The organism is Pseudomonas sp. lyk4-TYG-107 (assembly GCF_030209055.1).
GTDB classification, from domain to species: domain Bacteria; phylum Pseudomonadota; class Gammaproteobacteria; order Pseudomonadales; family Pseudomonadaceae; genus Aquipseudomonas; species Aquipseudomonas putida_A.
The window spans coordinates 221,167-235,926 of the sequence record NZ_JARVST010000001.1 but is presented as its reverse complement, the minus strand read 5'-3'; the positions used below and the strand labels follow the sequence as shown (position 1 = coordinate 235,926).

12 protein-coding genes are annotated in these 14,760 nt (G+C 63.6%); all 12 read left to right on the top strand.

Features of this window, described 5'->3' with window-relative positions:
• Position 1 precedes the first annotated feature (1 nt).
• The 12 genes from QRN61_RS01010 to madM all read left to right on the top strand — a co-directional run bounded on the left by QRN61_RS01010 (position 2) and on the right by madM (position 14,741).
• Complete coding sequence (locus tag QRN61_RS01010; RefSeq protein WP_285373026.1) at positions 2 to 5,902, top strand: Hpt domain-containing protein; 5,901 nt, start codon at positions 2 to 4, stop codon at positions 5,900 to 5,902.
• Entirely contained in the window at positions 5,895 to 6,365 is a 471-nt protein-coding gene (locus QRN61_RS01005; protein ID WP_027610587.1) for a chemotaxis protein CheW, read from the top strand. Before QRN61_RS01010 ends, QRN61_RS01005 begins: the two co-directional genes overlap by 8 nt.
• A gap of 534 nt (positions 6,366 to 6,899) precedes the next feature.
• Positions 6,900 to 7,265, top strand: coding sequence for a DUF6124 family protein (locus QRN61_RS01000; protein WP_027610588.1), 366 nt, complete (start codon positions 6,900 to 6,902; stop codon positions 7,263 to 7,265).
• A gap of 228 nt (positions 7,266 to 7,493) precedes the next feature.
• Positions 7,494 to 9,164, top strand: a complete 1,671-nt coding sequence (gene mdcA, locus QRN61_RS00995) for a malonate decarboxylase subunit alpha (protein ID WP_095137524.1) — start codon at positions 7,494 to 7,496, stop codon at positions 9,162 to 9,164.
• A complete protein-coding gene (locus QRN61_RS00990) occupies positions 9,164 to 10,036 on the top strand; it encodes a triphosphoribosyl-dephospho-CoA synthase (RefSeq protein WP_285373025.1) in 873 nt (290 codons plus the stop codon). Before mdcA ends, QRN61_RS00990 begins: the two co-directional genes overlap by 1 nt.
• A complete protein-coding gene (locus QRN61_RS00985) occupies positions 10,036 to 10,335 on the top strand; it encodes a malonate decarboxylase subunit delta (RefSeq protein ID WP_003229075.1) in 300 nt (99 codons plus the stop codon). Before QRN61_RS00990 ends, QRN61_RS00985 begins: the two co-directional genes overlap by 1 nt.
• Entirely contained in the window at positions 10,328 to 11,179 is an 852-nt protein-coding gene (locus QRN61_RS00980; protein ID WP_285373024.1) for a biotin-independent malonate decarboxylase subunit beta, read from the top strand. Before QRN61_RS00985 ends, QRN61_RS00980 begins: the two co-directional genes overlap by 8 nt.
• Positions 11,176 to 11,961 carry a biotin-independent malonate decarboxylase subunit gamma gene (gene mdcE / locus QRN61_RS00975; RefSeq protein WP_285373023.1) on the top strand — a complete coding sequence of 262 codons (786 nt, stop codon included), beginning with the start codon at positions 11,176 to 11,178 and terminating at the stop codon, positions 11,959 to 11,961. The genes QRN61_RS00980 and mdcE overlap by 4 nt, the downstream gene beginning before the upstream one ends.
• The gene (locus QRN61_RS00970) at positions 11,955 to 12,575 is read left to right on the top strand and encodes a malonate decarboxylase holo-ACP synthase (RefSeq protein ID WP_285373022.1); all 621 of its coding nucleotides are present in this window, start codon (positions 11,955 to 11,957) and stop codon (positions 12,573 to 12,575) included. Before mdcE ends, QRN61_RS00970 begins: the two co-directional genes overlap by 7 nt.
• On the top strand, positions 12,572 to 13,492 hold the full coding sequence (gene mdcH / locus QRN61_RS00965; RefSeq protein ID WP_285373021.1) for a malonate decarboxylase subunit epsilon: 921 nt from the start codon (positions 12,572 to 12,574) through the stop codon (positions 13,490 to 13,492). Before QRN61_RS00970 ends, mdcH begins: the two co-directional genes overlap by 4 nt.
• 66 nt (positions 13,493 to 13,558) lie before the next feature.
• The gene (madL, locus tag QRN61_RS00960) at positions 13,559 to 13,975 is read left to right on the top strand and encodes a malonate transporter subunit MadL (RefSeq protein WP_027610595.1); all 417 of its coding nucleotides are present in this window, start codon (positions 13,559 to 13,561) and stop codon (positions 13,973 to 13,975) included.
• A 1-nt stretch (position 13,976) separates the two neighbouring features.
• Complete coding sequence (madM, locus tag QRN61_RS00955) at positions 13,977 to 14,741, top strand: malonate transporter subunit MadM (RefSeq protein ID WP_115988712.1); 765 nt, start codon at positions 13,977 to 13,979, stop codon at positions 14,739 to 14,741.
• Positions 14,742 to 14,760 lie beyond the last annotated feature (19 nt).

Below are 14,760 nucleotides of genomic sequence, written 5' to 3'. Positions count from 1 at the left end.
TATGGGTGACCGGCACGACTACGTGGCCCTCGAATGGGTCAAGGGTGAAATTGCCGAAACGCTGAAACAGGCGCATCAGGCGATTGAAACCGTGCTCGATGACCCGCAGGCCGCGCCGGGGCTGGATGAGTGTCTGGCGTATATCCATCAGGTGCATGGCAGTTTGCAGATGGTCGAGTTCTACGGCGCCGCGTTGCTCGCCGAAGAGATGGAGCATCTGGTCGAAGCCTTGCAGCACGGGCGCGTCGCCCATCGCGATGAAGCCCTGCACTTGCTGCTGCAAGCCCTCGGGCAATTGCCGATCTACCTCGATCGGGTGCAGAGCGCCCGCCGCGACTTGCCGCTGGTGGTGCTGCCGCTGATCAACGACCTGCGCAGCGCGCGCGGCGACAGCCTGCTCTCGGAAACCAGCCTGTTCAGCCCGCCCTTGCCGGACTTGCCGGCGTTGAGCGCAGAAGCGCTGGCCGCGCTGGAGCCGGTCGAGTGGCCCAACGTGCTGCGCAAGTTGCGTCAGATGCTGCAAATGGCGCTGGTCGGGTTGCTGCGCGAGCAGGATGACCAGACCCACCTCGAATACCTGGCGAAAGTTTTCCAGCGCCTCGAAGCGCTCAGCGCCGATGCGCCCCTGAGCCCGCTGTGGCAGGTCGCTTCCGCGCTGGTCGAAGGCATGCGCGAAGGCGCCATCGCCAACAGCCCGGCGTTGCGCAGCCTGTTCAAGGACGCCGACAAGGAACTCAAACGCCTGCTCGAACAAGGCCCGCGCGGCCTCAATCAGCCGCCCCCGCCGGAGCTGCTGAAAAGCCTGCTGTTCTATATTGCCAAAGCCGAACATCCCACCGGGCAGATGCTGACCATGAAAGATCGCTACTCCCTGGACGACGCGTTGCCCGACAGCGCGATGGTCGACGAAGAACGTGCGCGTCTGGCCGGCCCCGACCGCGATGCGATGCGCTCGGTGCTGGCGGCGCTGTGCGAAGAGCTGGTGCGGGTCAAGGAGCGTCTCGACCTGTTCGTGCGCAGCGACCGTCAGCACACCTCCGACCTGGAGAGCCTGCTGGCGCCGCTGCGGCAGATCGCCGACACCCTCGCGGTGCTCGGTTTCGGCCAGCCGCGCAAAGTCATCATCGATCAACTGGCGGTGGTCCTCAGCCTCGCTCAGGGCCAGCGCGAACCGAATGACGCGACCCTGATGGACGTTGCCGGCGCGCTGCTTTACGTCGAAGCCAACCTCGCCGGGATGGTCGGCACCGTCGAGCCGGAAAGCCCCGAAGACGCGCGCCTGCCGACCACCGACCTGACGCAGATTCATCAGATCGTGATCAAGGAAGCACGCATCTGCCTGCAACAGGCCAAGGACATGATCGTCGATTACATCGACGCCGACTGGGATCGCCAGCAACTGCAACCGTTGCCGGAACTGCTGACCCAGGTGCGCGGCGCGCTGGCGATGATTCCGTTGAGCCGGGCGGCGAGTCTGGTCGAAGCCTGCAACAGCTTCATTCGCGAGCATTTGCTGCTCGATCCGCACGAGCCGGGCTGGCAGCAACTGGATCACCTCGCCGACGTCATCACCAGCCTCGAGTATTACCTCGAGCGCCTGAGCGACGACCCGCAGGCACCGAATGAACAACTGCTGGATGTCGCACAGAAAAGCCTCGCCAGCCTCGGTTTCTTTCCACATGAGCAGCACGTGCCGGTGCTCGACGATGTACTCAGCCCCAGCGAAGCGCTGGTGATGCAGGACCTGCAGGCACTGGATGACCCCGAGACCGTGAAGTCGCTGGCCGAGGTGCTGGCCAGCCCGGTGTCGGCGGTCAACCCGCCGGCCTTGATCACCCCCGGCAACCTGATGCCGCCGCCGGCCGATGAAGAACCGGTGGACGATGAACTGCGCGAAGTGTTCCTCGAAGAGACCGACGAGGTGCTTGAGGTTCTGCACGAATACCTGCCGCGCTGGTCGGCCGACACCCATGACCGCGCCGCACTGACTGAATTGCGCCGCGCCTTTCACACCTTGAAGGGCAGCGGGCGCATGGTGCGCGCGTTGATCCTTGGCGAGCTGGCCTGGGCGGTGGAAAACCTGCTCAACCGCGTGCTGGAACACAGCGTAGAACCCGGCGCGCAGGTGCAGCAGTTGCTCACCGACACCGTGTTGCTGCTGCCGGAACTGATCAGCGAATTCGCCACTCAGCGCCAGCGTCAGCGCAACGATGTCGATCAACTGGCGGCCCGTGCGCATGCGCTGGCCAAAGGCGTCGAGCCGCTGGCGGCCGAAGACGTCGCCGACGTGGCGGCCCTCGATCCGCTGTTGCTGGAGATTTTCCGCAACGAGGCCGAGACCCACCTCGCCAGCCTCAACCGCTTCCTCGATCAGGCTGCCGAGCATGTGCCGCTGCCGGCCAGCGACGAATTGCAGCGCGCCTTGCACACGCTCAAGGGCAGTGCGTCGATGGCCGGCGTGTTGCCGATTGCCGAACTGGCCGCGCCGCTGGATAAACTGGCGCGCGAGTTCAAGGCGCATCAGTTGCCGCTGGATCTGGATGAAGTGGAATTGCTCCTCGAAGCCGAAGGTCTGTTCCGCGTCGGTTTGCGCCAGCTCAAGCACGATCCGCTGGCGCCGATTGTCGGTGCGCAGTCGCTGATCAAACGCACCGAAACGCTGCTGGCCGAACGCCTGGAAGCGATCCTCAACGCGCCGACCACCGGCCTGCGGATCAAGCGCGATCCGCAACTGATCAACAACTTCCTCGCCCAGGGCATGGACATCCTGCTCGACGCCGAAAGCCTGTTGCAGCGCTGGCAGCAACATCCCGGCGAGCGTCAGGAACTCAGCGCGCTGCTCGATGAACTGACCACCCTCGGCGAAGGCGCACACCTCGCCGACCTGCTGCCGGTGGACGTGCTCTGCGAAGCCTTGCTCGACCTCTATGGCGCCGTCGAAGAAAGCAGCCTGGCGGTCAGCGACAGGTTCTTCCACGAAGCGCAGAACGCTCACGAAGCGCTGATCAACATGCTCGACGAACTGGCCGCCGGTCAGGAAATCACCCCACAGCCGCAGCGCATTCGCGCCCTGCACGAACTGCTCGATGAAAGCCTCGACCCGACGGCGATGGGGCTGATTCGAAGCGACGGCAGCAGGACCTTGAGCATCAGCGAACTGGGCGCCGCGACCGCCGAACTCGCCCACGCCAATGCCGACACGGCGCAGGACGACGAGATCGTCGAGATCTTTCTCGAAGAAGCGGTGGACATCCTCGACAGTGCCGGGCAAGCCCTGCAACGCTGGTTGAGCGACCCGGACAACGCTGCGCCGCTGTCGTCGTTGCAACGCGATTTGCACACCCTCAAGGGTGGCGCACGGATGGCCGAGGTCGATGCCATCAGCGATCTGGCCCATGAGCTGGAAAGTCTTTACGAAGGTCTGGTGGATCGTCGCCACAGTTACAGCGAGCTGCTCGGACGCTTGCTGCACAAGAGCCACGACCGCTTGGCGCAGTTGCTTGAACAGTTGCACAACCATCAGCCACTGACCCCGGCGCAAGACCTGATCGAGTCGATCCGCCAGTTCCGTCAGGGCCAGTCCGGCAGTGCCGAAACGGCGCAGCCGACAGCTGAGCCCGACAGCGCCGCGCATGATCCGGAACTGCTGGAAATCTTCCTCGAAGAAGGTTTCGACATCATCGAAAGCTCCGGCGCGGCGTTGTTGCGCTGGCAGGCCGAGCCGGGCAATCGGCAGGAAGTGGAAACCCTGCTGCGCGATCTGCACACCCTCAAGGGCGGCGCGCGGATGGTCGAGATCGGCCCGATCGGCGACCTCGCCCATGAGCTCGAATACCTTTACGAAAGCCTCGCCACCGGCGTGCTGCAACCGTCCGCCGAACTGTTCGCGCTGGTGCAGCGCGGGCATGACCGCCTGGCGCAAATGCTCGATGGCGTGCGCGCCGGGCAGCCATGCCCGCCGGCGGATCGGCTGATCAACGCGATCCAGAATTTCAGCCACCCGGCGACTCCTGACACACCGTCGCCGTTGCCGATTCCGACCAAGACCGAGCCTGCAGCACCCGCCGCTGATGCCGGCGCGGACATGGTCAAGGTCTCCGCCGAACTGCTCGATGAGCTGGTCAATCTGGCCGGGGAAACCTCGATTTTCCGTGGACGTATCGAGCAGCAAGTCAGCGATGCGCAAACCGCGCTGAACGAGATGGAAACCACCATCGAACGCATGCGCGATCAGTTGCGCCGGCTCGACACTGAAACCCAGGGGCGGATCCTCAGCCGTCAGCAAGTCGATGCCGAACGCCTCGGTTACGAAGAGTTCGACCCGCTGGAAATGGACCGCCATTCGCAGTTGCAGCAACTGTCGCGGGCGCTGTTCGAATCCGCCTCCGACTTGCTCGATCTCAAGGAAACCCTTGAGCGCCGCAACCACGACGCCGAGAACCTGTTGCAGCAACAGGGGCGGATCAACACCGAGTTGCAGGAAGGCCTGATGCGTACGCGCATGGTGCCGTTCGAACGCATGCTGCCGCGCCTGAAACGTATCGTGCGGCAGGTCGCCGAAGAGCTGAACAAAGACGTCGCGTTCATCATCGGCAACGCCGAAGGCGAGATGGATCGCAACGTGCTGGAGCGCATGGCCGCGCCGCTGGAGCACATGCTGCGCAACGCCGTCGACCATGGTCTGGAGTCGGCCGAAGTGCGGCTGGCGGCGGGCAAACCGGCGCAGGGCACGATCACCCTGGACCTGACCCGCGAGGGTGGCGACATCGTTTTCGATATTCGCGACGACGGCGCCGGGGTGCCGCTGGAAGCGGTGCGGCGCAAGGCGATCAAGCGCGGCCTGCTGGCACCGGACGCCGAACTCAGCGACCGCGACGTGCTGCAATTCATCCTGCAGCCGGGGTTCTCCACGGCGGAAAAGATCACCCAGATTTCCGGGCGCGGCGTCGGCATGGACGTGGTTCATGAGGAAGTCCGGCAGCTCGGCGGCACCATGAGCATCGACTCGGTGCCGGGGCAGGGCGTGCACTTCCGCATTCGTCTGCCGTTCACCGTGTCGGTCAACCGCGCGCTGATGGTGCAATGCGGCGAGGATCAATACGCGATTCCGCTGAACACCATCGAAGGCATCGTCCGCGTGTTGCCGAATGATCTGGAAGCGCACTACCGCAACGATCCGCCGAGCTACCACTACGCCGGCCAGCGCTACGAACTGTGCTATCTGGGCGAGCTGCTGAAAACCGCGCCGCGCCCGAAACTGCTCGGCCAGAGCCTGCCGTTGCCGGTGCTGCTGGTGCAGTGCAATGACCGGCACATCGCGGTGCAGGTCGATGCGATGGCCGGCACTCGCGAGATCGTAGTCAAGAGCCTCGGCCCGCAGTTTGCGGCGGTGCAGGGGGTGTCCGGGGCGACGATTCTCGGCGATGGCCGGGTGGTGCTGATTCTTGATTTGCTCGCGCCGATCCGCGCGATGCAGGCGCGGGTTGCACAGCGTCCGGCGCAGGCGGAAATCGACAGCGAACCGCAGAAGCCACTGCTGGTTATGGTGGTCGACGACTCGGTGACCGTGCGCAAGGTCACCAGCCGTTTGCTCGAACGCCACGGCATGAACGTGCTGACCGCCAAGGACGGTGTCGACGCGATGCTGCTGCTCGAAGAACACATGCCCGACCTGATGCTGCTCGACATCGAAATGCCGCGCATGGACGGCTTCGAAGTCGCCACTCAAGTGCGCCACGACGAACGCCTGCAGCACCTGCCGATCATCATGATCACCTCGCGCACCGGGCAGAAACACCGCGACCGCGCGATGGCCATCGGCGTCAACGACTACCTCGGCAAGCCGTATCAGGAATCGGTGCTGCTCGAAAGCATTGCCCACTGGAGCAAGAAACATGCATGAGCGCCGCCACAACGCGCGCACCAGCCAACTCACCGGTCTGTTGCTGCCACTGGCCGATCGCAACCTGATCCTGCCCAACGTCGCCGTCGCCGAGCTGATCGACTACCAGGCCAGCGCCTTCGATCTGGACACACCGCCGTGGTACCTGGGGCGGGTGAGCTGGCGTGAGCGGCAGATTCCGCTGCTGAGTTTCGAGTCGGCCTGCGGGCAGAAAATTGTCATCGGCGAACGCGCGCGGATCGTCATCCTCAATGCTCTCGGCGGCTTGCCGCAGCTGAAATTCATTGCGCTGCTGGTGCAGGGGATTCCGCGTTCGTACAAGCTCGACAGTCAGTTGAGTTATGTCGATGTGCCGTTGTGTGCGCTGGAGCAGGCGGCGGTGCAGGTCGGGGAGCAGGTGGCCAAGGTGCCGGATTTGTTGGGGTTGGAGCAGTTGTTGGTGGAGGCTGGGCTGGTTCACTGATCCAGAGTTTGTGGTGATCTTGCTGGCCTCTTCGCGAGCAGGCTCGCTCCCACATTGAATCTTCAGTGAACACAGATTTTGGACACGACACAGATCCCCTGTGGGAGCGAGCCTGCTCGCGAAGGCGCCAGTCGCTTCACCCGATTCCTACAAATAAAGTCCGATTTCTGTAGCGCAATAAACACTTTCCAGCACAGCTGTTTAAAGACACTCAGTGTTACGCCTCACCGGCCTACAAATCCTTGCGCCGCTGCCTACGCATGCACCAGAATCCGCCGGCTTGTGCGCCCTCGGCAGGCTGCGTAACTTGATTGCGTCACTGATTCCCAGTGATCGGGTTTAGCAGCCCGGCTTCGTTTTATTCCGGTCGTACAAGTCTCATCCGGTCAGGCATTCGCCTGCGCTTGATGGTGGCTGTGTGCATGGCACCTTCGGGTGCGCCGGGTTCCGGAATGACCGGTCTGCTAACTTGCGCACAGCCGCCACCCTACCGTTTAGCAGCGAGATGGTGCGGCCTCACAGAGGTACATTCCGATGTTCAAAGTAACACCTAACCCGCCGGTCACCGACACGGCATCCCCCTACGAAGCCCCCGAATCAAAGAAATTCCACGAAGCCGCCGAGCGCGCCCTCGACCATTACCTCGGCCCGCCAAAACCCGACCTCATGGCCACGCCCTACACCCCCAACACGCTGTACATGGCCAACCCCGACGCCGACAGCGAATCCCTGCTGGCCGACGCCAGCGAATCCCTTGGCTCCGCTACGGTCATGCTCAACAACCATGCGGCGCTGGTGCAAGGCACGCACCGCAAGACCCTGCAGGGCATTGCTCAGGTGGTGATGGTGGCGGAGATGGCGGTGAATCGGGTGTTGGACAAATTGGTGCCCACGGACTGATTGATGCGGTGTTCCGACTGGCCTCTTCGCGAGCAGGCTCGCTCCCACATTGGATCTTCAGTGATCCGGGATTTTGAGCACGACACAGAACCCCTGTGGGAGCGAGCCTGCTCGCGAATGCGGCAGTGAACGTTACGCTCAGCGTAATGATTCACCTCTGCGCTTGATTGATGCCCCCACCCCACACGCCTAACGTAGCTCCACGACAGCGAACCCCGTGGAGTGAGCATGACAACAACAATTTCCCCCGACTCGCGCTGGACGCGGCGGCGTGACGAGAAGCAGCGGCGTCTCGACAAGGTGCGCGGGCTGGCCGACGGTGTGGTGTTGCCCAGCGACAAGATCGTCGCCGCGCTCGAAGCGCTAATCCATCCCGGCGACCGGGTGGTGCTGGAGGGCAACAACCAGAAGCAGGCGGATTTCCTTTCCCGTTCGCTGGCCAAAGCCGATCCGGCCAAGCTGCATGATCTGCACATGATCATGCCGAGCGTCGGTCGCTCCGAGCACCTCGATCTGTTCGAACGCGGCATCGCCCGCAAGCTCGATTTCTCCTTCGCCGGCACCCAGAGCCTGCGCATCAGCCAGTTGCTCGAAGACGGCCTGCTGGAAATCGGCGCGATTCACACCTACATCGAACTCTACGCGCGGCTGGTGGTGGACCTGATCCCCAACGTCGTGCTCTCGGCCGGGTTCATGGCCGACCGCGCCGGCAACATTTACACCGGCCCCAGCACCGAAGACACCCCGGCACTGATCGAACCGGCGGCGTTCAGCGATGGCATCGTCATCGTCCAGGTCAACCAATTGGTCGACGACGTCAGCGAACTGCCGCGCGTGGATATTCCGGCGTCATGGGTGGATTTCGTGGTGGTGGCCGACAAGCCGTTCTACATCGAACCGCTGTTCACCCGCGACCCGCGGCACATCAAGCCTGTGCACGTGTTGATGGCGATGATGGCGATTCGCGGGATCTACGAAAAACACAACGTGCAGTCGCTCAACCACGGCATCGGCTTCAACACCGCTGCCATCGAATTGATCCTGCCGACCTACGGCGAATCCCTCGGCCTCAAGGGCAAGATCTGCCGCAACTGGACCCTCAACCCGCACCCGACGCTGATCCCGGCGATCGAGAGCGGCTGGGTCGAAAGCGTGCATTGCTTCGGCACCGAACTCGGTATGGAAAACTACATCGCCGCCCGCCCCGACGTGTTCTTCACCGGGCGCGACGGCTCGCTGCGTTCCAACCGGATGTTCTGCCAACTCGCCGGGCAGTACGCGGTGGATCTGTTTATCGGCGCGACGTTGCAGGTCGATGGCGACGGGCATTCCTCGACCGTGACCCGTGGTCGTCTCGCCGGTTTCGGCGGTGCGCCGAACATGGGCCACGACCCGCGTGGTCGGCGTCACGGCACCCCGGCGTGGCTCGACATGCGCCACGACGATTCACAGCAACCGATGCTCGAACGCGGCAAGAAACTCGTGGTGCAAATGGTCGAGACCTTCCAGGAGGGCGGCAAACCGACCTTCGTCGAAACCCTCGACGCGGTGGAAGTGGCGAAGAAAAGCGGCATGCCGCTGGCGCCGATCATGATCTACGGCGACGATGTCACCCACCTGCTCACCGAGGAAGGCATCGCCTACCTGTACAAGGCGCGCTCGCTGGAAGAACGCCAAGCGATGATCGCTGCGGTTGCGGGCGTGACTGCCATCGGCCTGCGCCACAACCCGAAAGACACCGAACGCATGCGCCGCGAAGGCCTGATTGCCTTGCCCGAAGACCTCGGCATCCGCCGCACCGACGCCACCCGCGAACTGCTGGCGGCGAAAAGTGTGGCCGATCTGGTCGAGTGGTCCGGCGGCCTGTACAACCCGCCCGCCAAGTTCAGGAGCTGGTAATGCACGCACTCAACCTGCAAGCGAAACCCCTGAGCCTGAGCGAACGCCTGGCCGATCTGGCGGTGGATGCGCTGATCGACGAAGCCGATCTGTCGCCGAAACCGGCGCTGGTCGACCGGCGCGGCAATGGCGCGCACACCGATCTGCACTTGGGCCTGATGCACGCCTCGGCGTTGTCGTTGTGGCCGGCGTTCAAGGAAATGGCCGAGGCCGCCATCGCGATGGGCGAAGTCGGTTTGCCGTTACGCGAAGCGATTGGTCGCATCGGTCGCGAAGGCGAGCAAGCGATGCTCGCGACCACCAACGGGGTGAATACCCATCGCGGCGCCATTTGGGCACTGGGGTTACTGGTGACCGCCGCTGCACTCGAACCGAAATCCTCCAGCGCCAACGCCGTCACCTTGCGAGCCGCACGTCTGGCATTACTCGATGACCGCTACGCACCAAAACCGCTGAGCCACGGCGCCCAGGTCGCCCTGCGTTACGGCGCACGCGGTGCCCGTGAGGAAGCGCAACTCGGCTTTCCGTCCGTGCTGCAACGCGGCCTGCCGCAACTCAAACGCAGCCGCGCCAGCGGCCACGGCGAACAGAACGCCCGGCTCGATGCGCTGCTGGCGATCATGACCGATCTGGCCGACACCTGCGTGCTCTACCGCGCCGGTGAACAAGGCCTGCACGCCATGCAACACGGCGCGCAAGCGGTGCTCGACGCCGGCGGCAGCGCCAGCCTCGGCGGGCGTCGGCGCCTGCACGAACTGGATCAACAACTCATCGCATTGAATGCCTCGCCCGGTGGCGCCGCCGACTTGCTCGCCGCCACGCTGCTGCTCGATCGAATCGAGCGCGACGGCATCCTTCAGGGAGCGTTTTGATGGAAACCTTATCCTTTGAATTCCCCGCCGGGCAGCCGCCACGCGGGCGGGCGCTGGTCGGTTGTGTCGGCTCGGGCGATCTGGAGGTGCTGATCGAACCGGGGCTGGCCGGCAAGCTGACGATCAATGTGCAGACCTCGGTCAACGGTGCGCAGCAGCGCTGGCAGCATCTGTTTGCGCGGATGTTCGACGGCACCACCCCACCGGCGATGGCCATCGATATCCACGATTTCGGCGCCACGCCGGGGGTGGTGCGGCTGCGTCTGGAACAAGGTTTCGAGGAGATCGGCCATGACTGACAGCGCAGCGCTGTTGCACAAGCACAGCTTCGTCGAACTCGGGGCGCGGCAACGGGCGAAAGCCTTGCTCGACGCCGGGACCTTCCGCGAATTGCTCGACCCGTTTCAACGGGTCATGTCGCCGTGGCTCGAACGCCAGGGCGTGGTGCCGCAAGCCGATGACGGCGTGGTGATTGCCAAAGGCAGCCTCGACGGCCTGCCGGTGGTGATCGCCGCCATCGAAGGCGCGTTTCAGGGCGGCAGCCTCGGCGAAGTCGGCGGGGCGAAGATTGCCGGTGCGCTGGAACTGGCCGTCGAAGACAATCGCAAAGGCATCGCGACTCGCGCCATTCTGCTGCTGGAAACCGGTGGCGTGCGTTTGCAGGAAGCCAACCTCGGGCTGGCGGCGATTGCCGATATTCACGCAGCGATTGTCGACTTGCAGCAGTACCAACCGGTGGTCGGGGTGGTGGCGGGCAGCGTGGGTTGTTTCGGCGGCATGTCGATTGCCGCCGCACTGTGCAGCTATTTGCTGGTGACCCAGGAAGCACGTCTCGGTTTGAACGGGCCGCAAGTGATCGAGCAGGAAGCCGGGATCGAGGAATACGACTCCCGTGACCGGCCTTTCATCTGGAGCCTGACCGGTGGCGAGCAGCGGTTTGCCAGTGGTCTGGTAGATCGTTATGTCGCCGATGATGTGGCGCAGATTCGTCAGCAGGTGGGCGAGTTGTTGCAACAAGGCTTGCCTGCTCAGCCGCGCAGTCAGCGCGCCGAATGGTTCCTGCAAACGCTGGCGAGCCTGGACACCGACAAGCAAATCGAGCCGTCGGTGGTTCGCGATCTGTATCAAGGAGAGCGCTCATGAGTGGTTATTCCGTGCGCGGTTTGAACTGGTTCAACGCCCTGAGCGCTGGTGCGAAAGCGGTCGAAGGTTTGCCGCCATCGTTGAAGGTCGCCGACGGCGAACTTGGGCGGTTTATCGCGGTGGTCGCTGACCCGGACAACCGTTTCCCACGGGCTCGCAACGGTGAAGTTGGCTTGCTCGAAGGCTGGGGTCTGGCCAAGGCTGTGGATGACGTGATCACGGCAGATCGCGACAAAGCGCAGAAACGCCCGATCATCGCCATCGTCGACGTCCCGAGCCAGGCATACGGTCGTCGCGAAGAAGCCCTCGGCATTCATCAGGCACTGGCCGGTGCGGCGGACAGTTATGCCCGCGCCCGTCTGGCCGGGCATCCGGTGATTGCGCTGCTGGTGGGCAAGGCCATGTCAGGGGCGTTTCTTGCTCATGGTTATCAGGCCAACCGTTTGATTGCCCTGCGCGATCCCGGGGTGATGGTGCATGCGATGGGCAAGGCCTCGGCGGCGCGAGTGACGCTGCGCAGTGTCGAGGAACTGGAAGCACTGGCCGCCAGCGTGCCGCCAATGGCCTACGACATCGACAGCTATGCCAGCCTCGGATTGCTCTGGGAAACCTTGTCGGTGCAGCAGATCGAGCAGCCGACTGTAGAAGATCTGGCGCGGGTGACCGAGTGCCTGAAACAGGCCATCGACGATATCTCCAGCACTGACTTGCGCAAGCGTCTCGGCGCGAAAAACCGTGAGGCATCCAGTCGCGTGCGTGAACTGCTGAGGGCGCAGTGGTGAACATGCCACTGGCCCACGATCTGCTGTGGGGCATGACCCCGGCGCAGTTGCCGGCGGATGCGCCGCAGTGGGCGATCGAGTCGCTGGCTGCCGGGCAACCGGTGGTGGTGCGGCGCGCGGTGAGCGCTGAAGGTTTGATCGCGGTGGGCGTGCGCGGTGTGTTCCGTGAGCAGCGGCTGGCGGCGTTCATGCCGGTCGATTCGATTGCCTGTCGCGTTAGTCCTGAGGCGCTGTGTCATGTTGAGTGCGAGCGTGATTTACCGGTGATGCAGGCACTCAAACAACTGCGGCCGATGCTCGATGATTGCGGTTGGGTCTGGGGTATCAGCGGTAGTGTCGGGTTTGAATTGGCCAGTGGTTTTAGGGCGATGCACGCGGCCAGCGATCTCGATCTGATTCTGCGTACACCGCAGCTGATTACCCGCAATCAGGCACGCAAACTGGTCGAGCTCTTTGATCAAGCCGTGTGTCGAGTGGACATGCAATTGCAGACGCCGTTCGGTGCAGTGGCTTTGCGCGAATGGGCCGGCGGGTCTGCACGGGTGCTGCTGAAAAACGCCCATCAAGCGTGTCTGGTCGCTGACCCGTGGAACCCGCAGGAGCAGGCAGCGTGAGCAGCCTGTTGGTGTTCCCCGGCCAGGGTGCGCAACAACCGGGCATGCTCCAGCATTTGCCTCGGGAGACCTTGACCGAGGCCAGCGACGTGCTCGGTGAAGATGTCGCGCGGCTCGATTCTGCCGATGCGTTGCGCAGCACCCGGGCGGTTCAGCTGTGCCTGTTGATCGCCGGGGTCGCTGCTTCGCGGCAGTTGCTGCAGGACGGACTCACGGCGGATTACGTCGCCGGCCTGTCCATCGGTGCGTACCCGGCAGCAGTAGTTGCCGGGGCCTTGAACTTCAGCGATGCGTTAAATCTGGTCAGCCTGCGTGGCGAGTTGATGCAGCAGGCTTATCCACAGGGCAATGGCATGACCGCGATCATCGGTCTGCAATTATCCACCGTCGAAACGCTGCTGGCGCAGGTGCACAGCGCGGAGTCGCCGGTGTACCTGGCCAACATCAACGCCGATAACCAGGTGGTGATTGCCGGCAGCGACGCGGCGATGCAAGCGGTGGCGGAGCTGGCGCGCAGTCGTGGCGCCGGTCTGGCGAAACGCCTGGCGGTGAGCGTGCCGTCGCACTGTCCGTTGCTGGATCAGCCTGCGCGAATCCTCGCCGAGGCCTTCGCCAAAGTGGAACTGCAAATCCCGAAAATCGCTTATCTGAGTGGCAGTCGCGCGCGTCCGCTGATCAAGCCTGATGCGTTGCGTGATGACCTCGCTTTCAACATGTGCCGCGTGGTGGACTGGCGCGGCACCGTGCAAAGCGCTTACGAGCGCGGTGTACGTTTACAAATCGAACTGCCGCCCGGTGCGGTGCTGACCGGTCTGGCGCGCCGGGTGTTTGAATCGGGCACGGTCACTGCCTTCGACAGTGCGCGTCTGGACACCTTGCAGGCGCTGTTGCGAGAGGAGGGTGGCCGCCGACCATAAACCGCCGCGACTCAGGCTTCGAACAACAAAAACAACATTCGACGATGCACTTTGAGGACTACAACAATGATTATTTACGGTGTGGCGCTGTTGGCGATCTGTACGCTGGCAGGGGTGATCATGGGCGACATGCTCGGCGTGTTGCTGGGCGTCAAATCCAACGTCGGCGGGGTCGGCATCGCCATGATCCTGTTGATCTGCGCGCGGTTGTGGATGCAGAAACGCGGCGGCATGACCAAGGATTGCGAGATGGGCGTCGGCTTCTGGGGCGCGATGTACATTCCGGTGGTGGTGGCGATGGCCGCGCAACAGAACGTCGTCACCGCCCTGCACGGCGGCCCGGTGGCGGTGCTGGCGGCCATCGGTTCGGTGCTGGTGTGTGGCTGCACGATTGCCCTGATCAGCCGCACCCATAAAGGCGAACCGTTGCCCGACGAACCGGTGGAAGTCACTCCGGTCGGCACCCCGGTAGGAGGTCGCTGACATGTGGGCACTCATTGAAAACGGTCTGGAACACAACGGCCTGATCACCGCGTTCGCTTTCGTCGGCGTGATCATGTGGGTCTCGGTGATTCTCTCGAAACGCCTGACCTTCGGGCGCATTCACGGCTCGGCGATTGCCATCGTCATCGGTCTGGTGCTGGCCTGGGTCGGCGGCACCCTGACGGGTGGCCAGAAAGGCCTGGCGGATCTGACGCTGTTCTCCGGCATCGGCTTGATGGGCGGTGCAATGCTGCGTGATTTTGCGATCGTCGCCACCGCGTTCGAAGTGCAGGCGACCGAGGCGAAGAAGGCCGGGATGATTGGTGTGATTGCGCTGCTGCTCGGAACCATCCTGCCGTTCATTGTTGGCGCGTGCATGGCCTGGGCCTTCGGCTATCGCGATGCGGTGAGCATGACCACCATCGGCGCGGGCGCGGTGACCTACATCGTCGGCCCGGTGACCGGTGCAGCGATTGGCGCGACCTCGGATGTGATGGCGCTGTCGATTGCCACCGGGTTGATCAAGGCGATTCTGGTGATGGTCGGCACGCCGGTCGCGGCGCGCTGGATGGGCCTGGATAACCCGCGTTCGGCGATGGTGTTTGGTGGCCTGGCCGGGACGGTGAGTGGGGTGACGGCGGGGCTGGCGGCGACGGATCGGCGCTTGGTGCCTTATGGGGCGTTGACGGCGACGTTTCACACCGGGCTTGGCTGTTTGCTCGGGCCTTCTCTGTTGTTCTTCATTGTTCGCGGGATTGTTGGCTAGATACGGAATTTGAGTTGTC